Source organism: Bacillus sp. FSL R9-9410, assembly GCF_038050385.1.
GTDB lineage: Bacteria > Bacillota > Bacilli > Bacillales > Bacillaceae_G > Bacillus_A > Bacillus_A cereus_U.
Window position 1 is genome coordinate 1,985,141 of record NZ_JBBOTV010000001.1, and the last position, 14,077, is coordinate 1,999,217.

Below are 14,077 nucleotides of genomic sequence, written 5' to 3' on the forward strand. Positions count from 1 at the left end.
AGAGATAAAGATGCAAAAAATTAAAGGGGCATTTCCAGTATTAATAACACCAATGGATGAATTCCAAGAGATTGATTGGAAAGGTGTAAAACAAAACGTAAACTACTTTATTGAGCAAAAAGTAGCTGGAATTATTATTAATGGAAGTACGGGAGAATTTGTTAGTTTATCAAAAGAAGAACGATTTAACATGGTAGAAACAGTATTAAAAGAAGTTGATGGCCGTATTCCAGTTATTGTTGGAACTGCTGCGGAGACGACGAAAGAAACGATTGAATATACAAAACATGCAGAAGCACACGGAGCAGATTGTGCATTAATAATAAACTCGTATTATTGTAAACCGAAAGAAGAGGAAATCTATTTTCATTTTAAAGAAATCTCAAACGCTGTGAATATACCAATTATGTTATACAATAACCCATTTACTTCCGGTGTTGATATGAGTACAGAACTTATGCTCCGTATTGGAAAAGAATGTGAAAATGTTACACATATTAAAGAATCTAGCGGAGATATTCGAAAAGCGAGAGATTTAGTAAGACAAGGCGAAGGTGCTTTCCAAGTCTTCTGCGGATCTGAAGATTTAGTTATGGAATCTTATTTAGTTGGTGCAACAGGATGGGTTTCAGTAGCAGGAAATATTGTTCCAGGACTTGTTACGAAAATGTATGAGCATTTTCAAAATGGTGAATTAGAAAAAGCGTGGGAAATGAACGATGCTATTTTACCTCTTTGTGAGTTTCTTGAAGGATCAGGGAAATATGTACAAATCGTTAAACGCTCAATGGAATTACACGGGCAAGTCGGAGGACCTTCACGTTATCCGAGATTAGGATTAACTGAAGAAGAAGATCAAAAACTTCAAACGATTTTATCAGAAATTGCAGCTCACGCAGCTGTTTAAATAAGGAGGAGAGCATATATGTTAACGACAAACATTGAGCTGAAACCAAAAGTGAAAGCGTTTTTAAATGAAGAAATTAAAATGTTTATTAATGGTGAATTTGTTTCTTCAATAAGTGGCAAGACGTTTGAAACATACAATCCAGCAACAGAAGATGTTCTAGCAGTCGTATGTGAAGCGCAAGAAGAAGATATTAATGTCGCAGTAAAAGCGGCAAGATTTGCTTTTGAATCAGGCCCTTGGGCAGAAATGACTACCGCTGAAAGAGCGCATCTTATTTATAAATTAGCAGACTTAATTGAAGAGCATAGAGAAGAATTAGCACAGCTGGAAGCTTTAGATAATGGAAAACCATATGAAGTAGCACTTGATGATGATATTGCAGCGACTGTAGAAAATTACCGCTATTACGCGGGATGGGCTACAAAAATTATCGGGCAAACAATTCCAATTTCAAAAGATTATTTAAATTATACACGCCATGAACCGGTTGGCGTTGTAGGTCAAATTATTCCGTGGAATTTTCCGCTCGTTATGTCTTCTTGGAAGATGGGAGCCGCTCTTGCGACAGGTTGTACGATTGTATTAAAACCAGCAGAGCAAACACCTTTATCTTTACTATATACAGCGAAGCTTTTTAAAGAAGCTGGTTTTCCAAACGGTGTCGTAAACTTTGTACCAGGTTTCGGCCCTGAAGCAGGAGCTGCAATTGTAAACCATCATGATATTGATAAAGTAGCTTTCACAGGTTCAACAGTTACGGGAAAATACATTATGCGTCAATCCGCAGAAACAATTAAACATGTAACATTAGAACTTGGTGGTAAGTCACCAAACATCATTTTAGAAGACGCTGACTTAGAAGAAGCGATTAACGGTGCGTTCCAAGGAATTATGTATAATCATGGTCAAAATTGTAGCGCAGGATCTCGAGTTTTCGTTCATCGGAAACATTATGAAACAGTCGTAAATGAACTTGTGAAAATGGCAAATAACGTGAAGCTAGGGGCAGGTATGGAGGCGGAAACTGAAATGGGACCGCTCGTATCTAAAAAACAACAAGAGCGTGTGCTAAATTACATTGAACAAGGAAGAGCTGAAGGTGCTACTGTTGCAGCTGGCGGTGAACGTGCATTTGAAAAAGGTTATTTTGTACAGCCAACAGTATTCACAAATGTTACTGATGATATGACAATTGTTAAGGAAGAAATCTTTGGACCAGTTGTCGTTGTTCTCCCGTTTGATTCGACAGAAGAAGTAATTGAAAGAGCAAATAGCTCTTCATATGGACTTGCTGCGGGTGTATGGACACAAAATATTAAAACGGGACATCAAGTGGCCAATAAATTAAAGGCAGGAACAGTGTGGATTAATGATTATAACTTAGAAAATGCTGCTGCACCATTTGGTGGATATAAGCAATCTGGTGTTGGACGTGAATTAGGTTCATATGCCCTTGATAACTATACAGAAGTGAAAAGTGTTTGGGTAAATATTAAGTGATACTCTATTCAGTCGGGAGTCTTTTCATCCTCGCTGAATAGTAGTTGAACCAATCAGGCATTTACGGGTAGGTGATTTTCCACCTTACTTCCTTTGTGTTCAACGCATGAGGTGGGAATCATACTACCCACAAATAGCAGGATAAAAGAATGATGAAATATAGTAAGAGATGCGGACAACTGGTAGGTAGGATAAAGGTTGTCCGTTTTCTTATATATAAAATTGCTTTTTCAAAAGAATTATAAGGGGGATTTGGATGGAGAAATTAGTAGAATGGTTAGTAGGGCAAGTATGGAGTATTGGTTTAGTTGTTTTTGCATTAGGAGCAGGAGTGTATTTCACAATTGCAACTCGTTTTTTACAAATTCGTTATTTTAAAGAGATGATTAAACTATTATTTGAAGGAAAGAGCTCAGAGACTGGGATATCATCCTTTCAAGCATTTTGTTTGGCGTTATCAGGTAGGGTTGGAATAGGGAATATCGCAGGGGTCGCGACAGCTATCGCTTTTGGCGGACCTGGAGCTGTATTTTGGATGTGGATGATGGCTCTATTAGGAGCGGCTAGTGCATTTGTTGAATCAACATTAGCACAAGTATATAAAAGTAAAGTAGGAAATGAATACCGCGGTGGTACACCATATTTCATTGAAAAAGGTTTGAAAATGAAATGGTTTGCGGTCATTGTAGCAGTGGTTGTAACACTTTCATATGGCGTTTTATTACCAGGTATTCAATCAAGTAGTATCGCGGTTGGATTTGAAAACTCTTCTGGCATTAGTAAATATGTAACTGGTATATTTTTAGTTGTATTATTGGCAGCGATTATTTTTGGTGGAGTAAAGAGAATTGCAGGCGTTTCACAAATGTTAGTTCCATTTATGGCAATTGGATATGTAATTGTTACATGTATCGTATTAATTGCGAATGTAACGGAAATTCCAAGTATGTTTGCTTTAATTTTCTCAAGTGCATTTGGTGTAAATGAAATGTTTGGAGGAATCGTTGGGGCAGCTATTGCATGGGGAGTAAAGCGTGCAGTATTTTCAAACGTTGCTGGTGTAGGAGAAGCGACATATAGTTCTGCAGCTGCTGAAGTATCACATCCTGCAAAACAAGGGTTAGTTCAAGCGTTTTCTGTATATATCGATACAATTGTAGTATGTACAGCGACAGCTCTCATGATTTTAATAACAGGTATGTATAATGTTATACCTGAAGGGAAAAGCGCAATTGTACGGAATATAGGAAATGTGGAAGCAGGTCCAATTTATACACAACAAGCAGTTGAAACTGTTATGACTGGATTTGGTCCAATATTTATTTCAATCGCAATCTTCTTCTTCGCATTTACAACTTTACTCGCTTACTACTATATCGCTGAAACGACGCTTACTTATTTAGATGGTGGGCTCAAATATAGTTGGTTAAAACCAGTATTAAAAATTGGATTTTTAATTATGGTATACATCGGTAGTGTAGAATCAGCTTCGTTTTTATGGAACCTCGGAGATTTAGGAATTGGAAGTATGGCATGGCTAAACCTTATAGCGATCCTATTGTTAAGCAAAACTGCATTAAAAGTGTTAAAAGATTATGAAACGCAGAAAAAAGAAGGAAAAGATCCGGTTTTTGATCCTAAAAAAGTAGGAATTGAAGGTTTAACGATTTGGGAAGAGCGGAGTAAAGAGGTTGAAAAGAAAAATTCTAAAGAAAAAGTATCGGCGGATGATAGTGTTAAGTTTTAAACATGCAAATTTCCAATATTAAAAAACCGAAAATTCAATCTTTGATTAAAGTTATATATGGTCCTTGTTTGGTCGTAAACAAAAAGGCTGATCTTAGTAAAGTGATTTTAGAAGCTTGTTGTGCTTTAGCTGCAATTTCAGGAGAACTGAAATGTGCTAAGCGATGATTTTAGTACAAGTGTGTATGGTGGAATTGAAAAATCAAAGTCATTAAACGCGAAAAAGCTCTCCTTAAAGCAAGCTTGTAAGGAGAGCTTTTTATTTTAGCCTAATTTTTTTGAAAGAGTTTCAGTTGTTTCATATAATCGATAGCTTTTGTTTTATTACTTTGTGCAGAAACATATTGTGCCTCATTTATATCTCTATAATAACTATTAAATATTTCTTCAGAAAGTATGCCGTCAGAGATAGCTTTTTTTACTGCACAGTGTGGTTCATTTGTATGCGAACAATTAGAAAATTTACATTTCCGAGATATACCCGCAATATCTTCATATCCAAAATCAAAGTTACCTTTATGTTCTATCAAGTCAAATCTCATTTTAATATTCTATATTTTTATAAATCGATGTCTCTATATTAGGGAGAAGTGTGTATATGCTCTTACCAATTAAAGATTCTAATTCTTTCTTAATTGCATAGAATCCCTTCCAATGTAAAGAAGTATGAGAGGTTGTGCCATGACGTAAACCAACTGAAACCAATCTTTTTTCAAGAGTAGTAAAGCCTCCCGCATCAGCAAGTGCGTCACAAAGGGTAATCACCTTATTGTATAAGTCGTAGTCACTGTTTTCATTCAATATTTCAATTAATCGGCTTTCCATATAATCAGGAACAATGCTCCACTCTGCCGCGATATCTAAATGCTCATTTTTGCAAGGAAATGAATGCGTCACACATATAATGGCGTTTCCTGTATACCCTAAATCATTCATATACATATAACCATCATAGGAATGAATAACAGATTTAGTAAAACCTTTATATCTTCCTATGTCATGCAGGAGGGCAGCGTTGTATGCTATATCAGCATCTAGGTCGTACCCATTATTAATAAGTTCAACAACTATCTTTTCAGTTGCAAGTGCAACATTACGTGAATGATCGAACCACGGACCTGGGTTTTGCTCATATGCCCACTGGAGTAATTCTCTTGCATATTTCTTATCTAATATATACTTCATATAGGTATCCTTTCTCTAAAAAATCATATATTTAATAATTTCATCTTAGTATTTCATTATTCCTGCTTTAAAAATTGTTACAATGAAACAAAAGGGGGAAAAGGAATGCGAAGTATAGTAATAGAAGAAATTAAACGACTTGATGAAGACATTGAAGAGCTTTCTGAACTGTTGAAAACTGTAGTAAATGATGAGGCGTCAATTGGTTTTTTACCTCCACTGGAACAAAAAGAAGCAACAAATTATTGGCAAACTGTATTAGCACCAGAAGTGATATTGTATGTTGCTAAAATAAACAATGAAGTGGCAGGGAGTATTCAATTACATTTAGTTACAAAGCCTAATGGGATACATAGAGCTGAAATTTGCAAGTTAATGACTCATCCAAACTTTAGACGTAATGGTATTGGACGTTTACTCATGCAAAAAGCAGAGGAGCGAGCAAAACAAGAAAAACGGTCTCTTTTAGTACTAGATACGAGAGAAGGAGACCCTTCCAATAGATTGTATAAATCATTAGACTATCAAGAAGTTGGAAAAATACCTGAATATGCAATTTCTCCGAATGGTGAGTTAGATGCAACGGTTATTTATTATAAAATGATTTAGTATTTTTATTTAAAAAGAGGGATATTTTCAAACCACGAAGTTGTTATTAGGTCTGAGTATTGATTTATAAAAAGATTGATAAACCCCTGTATAATAGGGGTTTTCTTTTCATTCATTAACTTCATATTGAATGTTCAATTTGAGGGCCAATTTGTATAAGGTTTTAATAGGTTTATAAGAGGTATTATTTAAATAGGAATTTTGAAGTCTTTTGGTGAATATTAAATGTTAATCTAAAAGATGGAGGTTGTTGTGATGTTGAAACTGTTTCAATATAACTGGCAAGTTCGTGATGATTGGTTTACATTGTGCGAAGACATGCCGGATGAAGAATTATTAAAGAAACGGATCGGTGGGTTCGGAAGTATCCTACATACCTTATTTCACATTGTAGATGTGGAATACATGTGGATCTTAGGTTTGCGAGGTGAGCCAGTTCCTGAGGAGCCATTGTTCGAAGAGTATGCCAGCTTGCAAAAAGTGAAAAATCTTTCGAATCAATACCACGAGAAAGTGAAGCCATTTGTGACATCTTGGACAAATGAAATGGATTCTCGGAAACTTTCAGAAACTGATTTCAATGAAGAACCGATTAGCTCTAGAGACGCACCAATTAGGCGCCGAGTCATTGAATGTACACACGGAGAGATAATACGTCATGTCATTGTCCACGAAATCCACCATATCGGCCAGTTATCTATATGGGCACGTGAAATAGGAAAGGAGCCTGTTTCCGCAAATCTGAGAGGAAGAGGGCTATTCGATAATTAGACTGCCTTTGCCAATTTCGTAATTTATTTATAAACGAATGGTTTAATTGAGTATATTTAACACCGTCTATATTTTTCTAGCGGTGTTATTTGAATGTATCAATAAACTTTATTTAATATACTAATTGAATTTGAGAAAGTTTTTAGAGGGTTCTTTTAGTAATACTCTTCCACTTATAATGGATGTAGAGAAGATGACTAGGCAACTATAGTTATTTTCATTTCATTTTTGGGAAGGGGATGAAAGAATGAAAAAGACAAGTTTACAAAAGGTGAAGAAGGTTATATTAAGTGGCGGGATATTACTTACGGGGTTATTAACATTTGGATTTTCAGAAAAGGCTTCAGCTCATGGGTATGTAGAATTACCAGCGAGCCGATCTTATTTATGTAAGCAAGGGGTAAATGTAAATTGCGGTCCAGTTCAATATGAACCACAAAGTGTAGAAGGAATAGGGGGTTTTCCGCAATTAGGACCTTCTGATGGACAAATCGCAGGAGCTGGCCATTTTCCTGCTTTAGACGTTCAAGCAGTTGATAGGTGGAAGAAAGTTACGTTAAACGGCGGGATGAATACATTCAAGTGGAAACTAACCGCTCCTCATAGTACGAAAGAATGGAAATACTACATTACAAAGAAGGATTGGAATCCAAATATGCCTTTAACAAGGTCTAGTTTAGATTTAGTGCCGTTCTATGTAAAAAATGATGGCGGAGTTAGACCGGGGACAACAGTAACGCATGAAGCAAATGTACCAACTGACCGTAGTGGCTACCATCTTATTTTAGCTGTTTGGGAGATTGCGGACACTGGAAATGCGTTTTATCAAGTTATTGATGTGAACCTTGTGAATAATGGTTTAAATTCCAATTTTGCTTTTAACAATGTAGTGCAAGTTCCTACACTATTTTAAATTAAATATACATTTTGATCATCTAATTCATTTTAGATGATTTTTTTATGAAAAATATAGAAGAAACTGCAATTATTTATAAAAAAATGTGTCTAAAATATTGTCATATTTGCTTCTTTAAGATATCCTTTTCATGAAGAGGTGGAAAACATGGAAAAAGTACTAGTTTTCGGGCATAAAAACCCAGATACAGATGCAATTTGTTCTGCGATTGCTTATGCAGAATTGAAAAAAGAATTAGGAATGAATGCTGAGCCTGTACGTTTAGGCGAAATCAGCGGTGAAACTCAATTTGCGTTAGACTCTTTTAAAGTAGAAGGACCGCGTTTTGTTGAGACAGTAGCAAACGAAGTGGACAACGTTATTTTAGTTGACCATAACGAGCGTCAACAAAGTGCTAACGATATCGAATCTGTTCGTGTGTTAGAAGTTATTGACCATCACCGTATTGCTAACTTTGAGACAAGCGATCCTATATACTACCGTTGTGAGCCAGTTGGTTGTACAGCTACAATCTTAAACAAAATGTACAAAGAAAATGGTGTTGCAATTCGTAGAGAAGTTGCAGGTTTAATGTTATCTGCAATTATTTCAGATTCTTTACTATTCAAATCTCCAACTTGCACAGAACAAGACGTAGCAGCAGCTTGTGAATTAGCGGAAATCGCTGGTGTAGATGCAGATAGCTACGGCTTAGAAATGTTAAAAGCTGGTGCTGACTTAAGCGGAAAAACAATGGAGCAATTAATCTCCCTTGACGCTAAAGAATTCCAAATGGGTAACGCGAAAGTTGAAATCGCACAAGTAAACGCTGTTGATACAAACGACGTTCTTGTACACCAAGCGGAACTTGAAAAAGTTATCTCTGCAGTAGTAGAAGAAAAAGGTTTAGACCTATTCTTATTCGTTGTAACTGACATCTTAACTAACGATTCTGTTGGTCTTGCGATCGGTAAAGCAACAGACGTTGTTGAGAAAGCATACAACGTAACATTACAAAATAACACAGCTACTTTAAAAGGTGTTGTATCTCGTAAAAAACAAATCGTTCCTGTATTAACAGAAACATTCCAAGCTTAATATTATTGAGTATGGATAAACAGAAAGGACAAGTAGCCGGAGTGGCTGCTTGTCTTTTTTTATTATAAAATTACAGACGATCCCTATTAGATGGAAATAAAAAAGGATAGCAATAGCTATCCTTCTTATCATTTATTCATAAGATCGTTTCTTATTTATATAAAATGTGATAATAGCAGCAATAATGAAAATAGGTATTGCGTACGTTTGCCCGACAAAGAATTTCCAACCTACAGTATTATAACCCTCAGATGCTGGAATGATAATCGCGATGATACAAACAATAATATAAGCTAATAATGCTGGGAATATATTTTTCATAGTTGTTTCCCTCCTTTTTATACTACATTTATATATTTTACTATTGAATAGCGATTGGGAGATTAAGTGTACTTGATTTTACGAAATCTTCACAAATTCACTAAAGGATGAGGTGTATGCATGCTGTATGAAAGTGACTTTAGTACGGTGTGTTTATGTAATAATATATATGCTTAATAGACTGTTCTAAGTTAAATTAAATATAGAAGAAAATGTAATTTTATCTTTCGAGATTATTATATAGTATTCTGTAAAAAAATGTACTGAAAAATTGGTATTTCATAAGAAAGATAGAAGCGAGGTAAGAAATAACGATGAAAAGGTTATCCATAATTCCATGCGGAAAGAAGAAAATTTGGGATAAGTACCCAGATTACGGAGAGACAGAGGCAAAAGATGTATATATTAGTCCATTCGGAAAAGCATGTCAGGCATATGCAACTTTATTTTTTGAGAACTGGGTTATATTATCAGCAAAGCATGGATTTTTACGACCAAATGATATTGTAAAGGAAAACTATGATCTTGCATTTGATTCAAAGAGTGATGAGATTATAAGTGTAGAACAGTTAAAAAAACAAATGGCTGATAAAAATTTAATACAGTTTGACGAAATCGTCTTACTTGCAGGAAAAAAGCATAGGAAAGTAGTGACAAAATTATATCCAGAAGGGATCATTACATATCCGTTAGAAGGATGTAAAGGGATTGGCTATATGTTGCAGAGGTTGAAAGAGGCTGTGAAGGAAGGTGAGGAAATATAGGAATAGTTCACTCCTCTTGATGTTAGAACCTGTTCCTTTAGGAGGGGTGAATAGGGAGCTGAAAAGTAAAATAGAGTTCTTAGGCATCGCCAAAAAGGTGGTGCTTTTTCTTTTGTTCGTGCCGCCACTCAAGCTGATGCAATTTAGGGAACAAATAACCCGATTTGTGAAGCGTCAACCTTTTTATTTATCGAAAATGAATTGCTTTCACTTTTAGAAAATGCAGGCCGTGGGGGAATACCTTAAGTGTTAATAAATGAAGTTGAGATTTTAAGTGGGAATAGCAGTAAGACAAGTTCTGAATATGATATTAAGAAAGGAGATGTTAAATAATGGCTAGATATAGTTTACACGGAGGACACAATAGTATTGTGCAAGGTGCTAATTCTGGAAATCGAAAAGAACACATTATGGATCGTCAAGTTAAGGATGCTGTAGCGGCTAAGTTAAGAGCTCTAGGACACACAGTTTATGATGATACGGATGAAGTAGGAAGTACTCAAGTACAAAATTTAAATAATATCGTTCGTAATAGTAATTCTCATAATGTGGATTTAGTTATTTCTTTTCATCTTAATGCAAGTGATGGGAATGGACAGGGAGTTGAAGTTCTGTATTATGATCAGAAAGACCTGGCGGCTAAAATTTCAGCTCAATTGGCAAAAGATATTGGATGGCGTGATCGTGGTGCAAAACAACGTACAGATTTAGCAGTATTGAATGGGACTAAAGCACCAGCTATTCTTATCGAATTAGGATTCATAGATAATGAATCCGACATGGCAAAATGGGATGTTGATAAAATCGCTAACTCTATTGTGTTTGCTCTTACAGGACAAACTGGAGGGAGTGCAGTTGACTTGCTTAAAGTAAAAACTGGAGGTGTAGGATTTAGTAATTTACAAGCTTTAGCTCAAGCGATGGTTGATGCAGGTATTGATGGACAAATTGTTGTTCAGAAAGATGGTATTGGTTATGCTATAACGAATGGCTACCCATCTGGAAATATGGATAAATTTACAGCTTGGTTAGATGAAGTTAAGTGGTATTATGAGTATTTGAAATAATATAAAAGAAAATTCTTTTGGAAAATAAAGGTTCTCTTTAATTATTCGGCTTATATTGTGTCAATTGCTCACCACAATATAATGTAAATAGTAAAGGTAAAACATACTATGTAATTACAAATGGAGCCAATGTATATGTGAAATAGTAGACAAAACCACCTATCCCAAAAGTGGTTTTGTTTATTTTATACTTTAGAATATTATTAAACTCCACATACTGAATCCATAATAATATTCTGTTCACTCAATGCATACACCGAATTTTTAAAGGGTAAGAGCAAAAAAACAAGCTCTGAATACGATAATAAAAAAGGAGAGGATGAATAATGGGTTACATTGTAGATAATAGAGACATTAACTGGGATGTAACAGCACCACAATTACGAAATCTAATTGTGTAAATCCTTTATATAAAAATTATGTACAAGCAATGAAAGCAAGAAATATTCCATTTGGTAATTATGCATTCTGTCGTTTTATTAGAAGATGCTCGAGTAGAATCACGCGACTTTTGGAACCGTGGTGATAAAAATGCCACAGTTTAGGTAGCTGATGTAGAAGTAAAAACAATGAACGATATGAGAGCGAGTACACAAGCCTTTATCGATTAATTACACATATGATGAGCTACGAAAGTTGGTTTATATATTGCTCATCATATGTATGCTCCATTTGGAATGGCAAGTATCAATTGTGACTTTGTATGGATTCCACGTTAGGGTGGTCAGTGTATCCATGTGATATTTGGCAATACACAGAAACAGGGAATGTAGCTGGTATCGGAAAGTGTGATTTAAATAAATTAATTGGAAATAAATCATTAGCTTGGTTTACAAATCAAACTGTTGAACAAACAAAAGAACAAGAATGGGTTGGAATTATAGTGAATAAATATAATAAAGTAGTTACTTATGAGTTTGGTATAAATTTAATTCCTGATATGGTTCAAATGATGGATAACCTTGGATATACTTCTAAAATAATCTCTCGTGGAAATGGCCAAGGGCTTGTGTATTTCGAGACAGATTATCGTCAAGAGAACGAACTGGACAAAGCGACGGCTTGCTTAGATACTTTCTTTTTTGCAATTAGCACTATCTGTTAGTTACTTGTTTCATAAGTGGTCTTATTTCTTTAACAGGTGGTTTTTTATCATAGGCATCAACGTAAGAAAAGTAGTAATTTAAGTTTCTGAGAAGTCCTTTTCCTATTTTAGCGCTTAAGAAGGGGAATACTTGTCCAGTATAATCATCGAGAGATTTACAGTAGTATTTTTCATCTAAATATATACTGTATTTACATGTTAGTTCTACTAATGAGTTACCTTCATCATCAAATACTTCCTTAGAATCAATAATGTCTATTAATGCGAATTTTTCATTCAGATAAACTTTCTTCTTTTTCTCGTGTTTATTTGTGAGGATAAATACGAGACCAATGGCGTTAATCAAACTATTTCCTCCTATAAAAAACGGATATTAATAAAATATATCGATATAAGCTAAATGTAAAGAGGAGAGGTGTAAAATGTGAACTAGATAGAAATAATAATAAGCCGATTTGAAGACAAATCGGCTTATTATTATTGAAATACTTGCGGAAATTGTTTTACGATTGCATTTGTTATAGTATCAGCCATTTCTAATGCTTCTTTTTCAATTTTATCGTATAGTTTTACACTGGCATCATAATCTTTATTTAGGAAAGCGAGTGCTTCCGCTTTCGTTAACGCTAAATGCTCATAAAACATTTTTCTAAATTCTTCTTTTTCTATATATGGGTTGATACTGGTTAGAAACTCAACAATCTCATCACCATTAGCGTACCACTTCTTTTCTATAACGGCCGCTGCATTTTGATCACCAGCTTTTGCGGCTTTAACAAGATCAGCAGCGATTGTTAAGTGGTCTTTAATTAATGCACTATATTTTTTTACTGCATTTTCTCCGTAGAATGGTTCAAGGGAAAGCCCCATATGTGTTGCATTTTGTAGAAGACGTCCAACAGTAACGTTTACGTCTGGTAAGTTAAAGATGATGCCTATAATGGCTAATCGCGTCCAAGTGACGTGTTGTTCCCATAAAGAACGCATATATCCTTTTAAAAAGTTTTCGTTTTTACTAACTCGGTAATTTCGTACAAATGAATCGAAGCTTCCATTAGTGATATGATAAGGGGAGTAATGCGATTGCCAATAAGTATACATAAATAGTTACACTCCTTTGAACATGTATATCTCACAATATGATAAACGTTATTTTTAAGTTACGTGTCCAAGAGTTTTTTTGAGAGTTGGAAAAGGAGAAAGTTGAAGGGGAATGAAAAACATACTTATGATATATATGAATCAAAAGAATTTTAAAATAATAGAGGTCCTGCAAGGGAAATTGCAGGACCTCTAAAGGGTATTGCCGAGATGTCGGACTCGACTACGTAATATTAGCATAAAATTTTTAAAAAATAACCTGGTAAATGTGTCCAAATAAAAAGGAGACAATTTAATAAAGTTAAAGGGATCTGCTTTCAGCAGCAGATCCCCTTAACTAGATAATGTTGATGAGCAAAAACTCATCTAGAGTACCTTCATAGTAACAAATGAAATTCACTTTGTGTATTGAGAAAAAATGAATTGCTTGTATGAATGTAGCGGATTTATATTTTGCTTTTTGGAATTATAATCATTTGTGGAGAGCGGAATAGGGTTCTAAAATGGAGAAAAGACTTTTCAGCCAGGCTACGATACATTGCAATATGTAAGTATAAAAAAGACCTGCTAATTTAAACAGGTCAACATAAGGGGTTTATCTAACAGATTATTATATATGGTAACAACTGTATTGTAGTAAGTCTATAAGTTATATGTTGAGAAAATTTGTTTGAATGATATATATTTGGCACATGTATTAACGTTTAAAAAGTTGAGAAAGGAAATTCATAAGCTTGCTATAAGAAAATAAGGGCTGATACTTATAAAATGATTCATATTTCCACGCATCATTATTAGAGAATTGGAGTTGTTTATTTGACTCTTTAGGCTTGATAGAACTATTGTAACTACGTTTCATAATTTAACCTCCTCAAATTCACATGTATACGATTAGTAGTATTCTAGGAAGGCGAATAAAATGAATATTTATGTTGAAATTTTTTCTTCTTGTATACTTAGATTTGTGTTTTACATGTTGTAAAACGTAGAAAATAACTAAAACAC

General features: G+C 34.7%; 15 protein-coding genes and 2 pseudogenes. 11 read left to right on the plus strand and 6 right to left on the minus strand.

Features of this window, described 5'->3' with window-relative positions:
- Positions 1–10 precede the first annotated feature (10 nt).
- From dapA to MKX77_RS10435, 3 genes are all read left to right on the plus strand, one after another.
- Positions 11–907 carry a 4-hydroxy-tetrahydrodipicolinate synthase gene (gene dapA / locus MKX77_RS10425; protein WP_242235077.1) on the plus strand — a complete coding sequence of 299 codons (897 nt, stop codon included), beginning with the start codon at positions 11–13 and terminating at the stop codon, positions 905–907.
- Between the two features lie 18 nt (positions 908–925).
- The gene (locus MKX77_RS10430) at positions 926–2,410 is read left to right on the plus strand and encodes an aldehyde dehydrogenase family protein (RefSeq protein WP_341306560.1); all 1,485 of its coding nucleotides are present in this window, start codon (positions 926–928) and stop codon (positions 2,408–2,410) included.
- Between the two features lie 256 nt (positions 2,411–2,666).
- Positions 2,667–4,157: an alanine/glycine:cation symporter family protein gene (locus MKX77_RS10435; protein ID WP_341306561.1), complete on the plus strand. Its 1,491-nt coding sequence runs from the start codon at positions 2,667–2,669 to the stop codon at positions 4,155–4,157.
- A gap of 268 nt (positions 4,158–4,425) precedes the next feature.
- Here the strand turns inward: MKX77_RS10435 and MKX77_RS10440 are convergent, their stop codons facing one another.
- Positions 4,426–4,698, minus strand: a complete 273-nt coding sequence (locus MKX77_RS10440) for a hypothetical protein (protein WP_341306562.1) — start codon at positions 4,696–4,698, stop codon at positions 4,426–4,428.
- 1 nt (position 4,699) lies between these two features.
- Positions 4,700–5,341 (minus strand): HD domain-containing protein, encoded by a 642-nt coding sequence (locus MKX77_RS10445; RefSeq protein WP_341306563.1) that lies wholly within the window; start codon positions 5,339–5,341, stop codon positions 4,700–4,702.
- A 105-nt stretch (positions 5,342–5,446) separates the two neighbouring features.
- Between MKX77_RS10445 and MKX77_RS10450 the strand changes: the two genes are divergently transcribed.
- From MKX77_RS10450 to ppaC, 4 genes are all read left to right on the plus strand, one after another.
- On the plus strand, positions 5,447–5,950 hold the full coding sequence (locus tag MKX77_RS10450; RefSeq protein WP_002065767.1) for a GNAT family N-acetyltransferase: 504 nt from the start codon (positions 5,447–5,449) through the stop codon (positions 5,948–5,950).
- Between the two features lie 255 nt (positions 5,951–6,205).
- The gene (locus MKX77_RS10455; protein ID WP_341306564.1) at positions 6,206–6,721 is read left to right on the plus strand and encodes a DinB family protein; all 516 of its coding nucleotides are present in this window, start codon (positions 6,206–6,208) and stop codon (positions 6,719–6,721) included.
- Between the two features lie 247 nt (positions 6,722–6,968).
- The gene (locus MKX77_RS10460; RefSeq protein ID WP_341306565.1) at positions 6,969–7,634 is read left to right on the plus strand and encodes a lytic polysaccharide monooxygenase; all 666 of its coding nucleotides are present in this window, start codon (positions 6,969–6,971) and stop codon (positions 7,632–7,634) included.
- Between the two features lie 150 nt (positions 7,635–7,784).
- Positions 7,785–8,714 carry a manganese-dependent inorganic pyrophosphatase gene (gene ppaC / locus MKX77_RS10465; protein ID WP_341306566.1) on the plus strand — a complete coding sequence of 310 codons (930 nt, stop codon included), beginning with the start codon at positions 7,785–7,787 and terminating at the stop codon, positions 8,712–8,714.
- Positions 8,715–8,846: 132 nt separating this feature from the next.
- On the opposite strand, the gene MKX77_RS10470 is transcribed toward ppaC, so the two are convergent.
- Entirely contained in the window at positions 8,847–9,035 is a 189-nt protein-coding gene (locus MKX77_RS10470; RefSeq protein WP_341306567.1) for a DUF4017 family protein, read from the minus strand.
- A 314-nt stretch (positions 9,036–9,349) separates the two neighbouring features.
- Here MKX77_RS10470 and MKX77_RS10475 point away from each other — a divergent pair, with 314 nt between their 5' ends.
- The 4 genes and pseudogenes from MKX77_RS10475 (at position 9,350) to MKX77_RS10495 (ending at position 11,971) form a co-directional block, all read left to right on the plus strand.
- Positions 9,350–9,799: a DUF6884 domain-containing protein gene (locus MKX77_RS10475; RefSeq protein ID WP_341306568.1), complete on the plus strand. Its 450-nt coding sequence runs from the start codon at positions 9,350–9,352 to the stop codon at positions 9,797–9,799.
- A gap of 43 nt (positions 9,800–9,842) precedes the next feature.
- Positions 9,843–10,132, plus strand: a pseudogene (locus MKX77_RS10480) (phage holin family protein); the annotation flags it as partial.
- Complete coding sequence (locus tag MKX77_RS10485; RefSeq protein WP_341306569.1) at positions 10,132–10,866, plus strand: N-acetylmuramoyl-L-alanine amidase; 735 nt, start codon at positions 10,132–10,134, stop codon at positions 10,864–10,866. The pseudogene MKX77_RS10480 and the gene MKX77_RS10485, both read left to right, overlap by 1 nt.
- 326 nt (positions 10,867–11,192) lie before the next feature.
- Positions 11,193–11,971 (plus strand): annotated as a pseudogene (locus MKX77_RS10495) (N-acetylmuramoyl-L-alanine amidase C-terminal domain-containing protein).
- Here MKX77_RS10495 and MKX77_RS10500 read toward each other — a convergent pair.
- The 3 genes from MKX77_RS10500 to MKX77_RS10510 all read right to left on the minus strand — a co-directional run bounded on the left by MKX77_RS10500 (position 11,961) and on the right by MKX77_RS10510 (position 13,931).
- Positions 11,961–12,317 (minus strand): hypothetical protein, encoded by a 357-nt coding sequence (locus MKX77_RS10500; protein ID WP_000606233.1) that lies wholly within the window; start codon positions 12,315–12,317, stop codon positions 11,961–11,963. The pseudogene MKX77_RS10495 and the gene MKX77_RS10500 sit on opposite strands and share 11 nt — an antisense overlap.
- A 131-nt stretch (positions 12,318–12,448) precedes the next feature.
- Positions 12,449–13,072 carry an acetylglutamate kinase gene (locus tag MKX77_RS10505; RefSeq protein ID WP_341306570.1) on the minus strand — a complete coding sequence of 208 codons (624 nt, stop codon included), beginning with the start codon at positions 13,070–13,072 and terminating at the stop codon, positions 12,449–12,451.
- 697 nt (positions 13,073–13,769) lie between these two features.
- Positions 13,770–13,931: a hypothetical protein gene (locus tag MKX77_RS10510; RefSeq protein WP_002110305.1), complete on the minus strand. Its 162-nt coding sequence runs from the start codon at positions 13,929–13,931 to the stop codon at positions 13,770–13,772.
- Positions 13,932–14,077 lie beyond the last annotated feature (146 nt).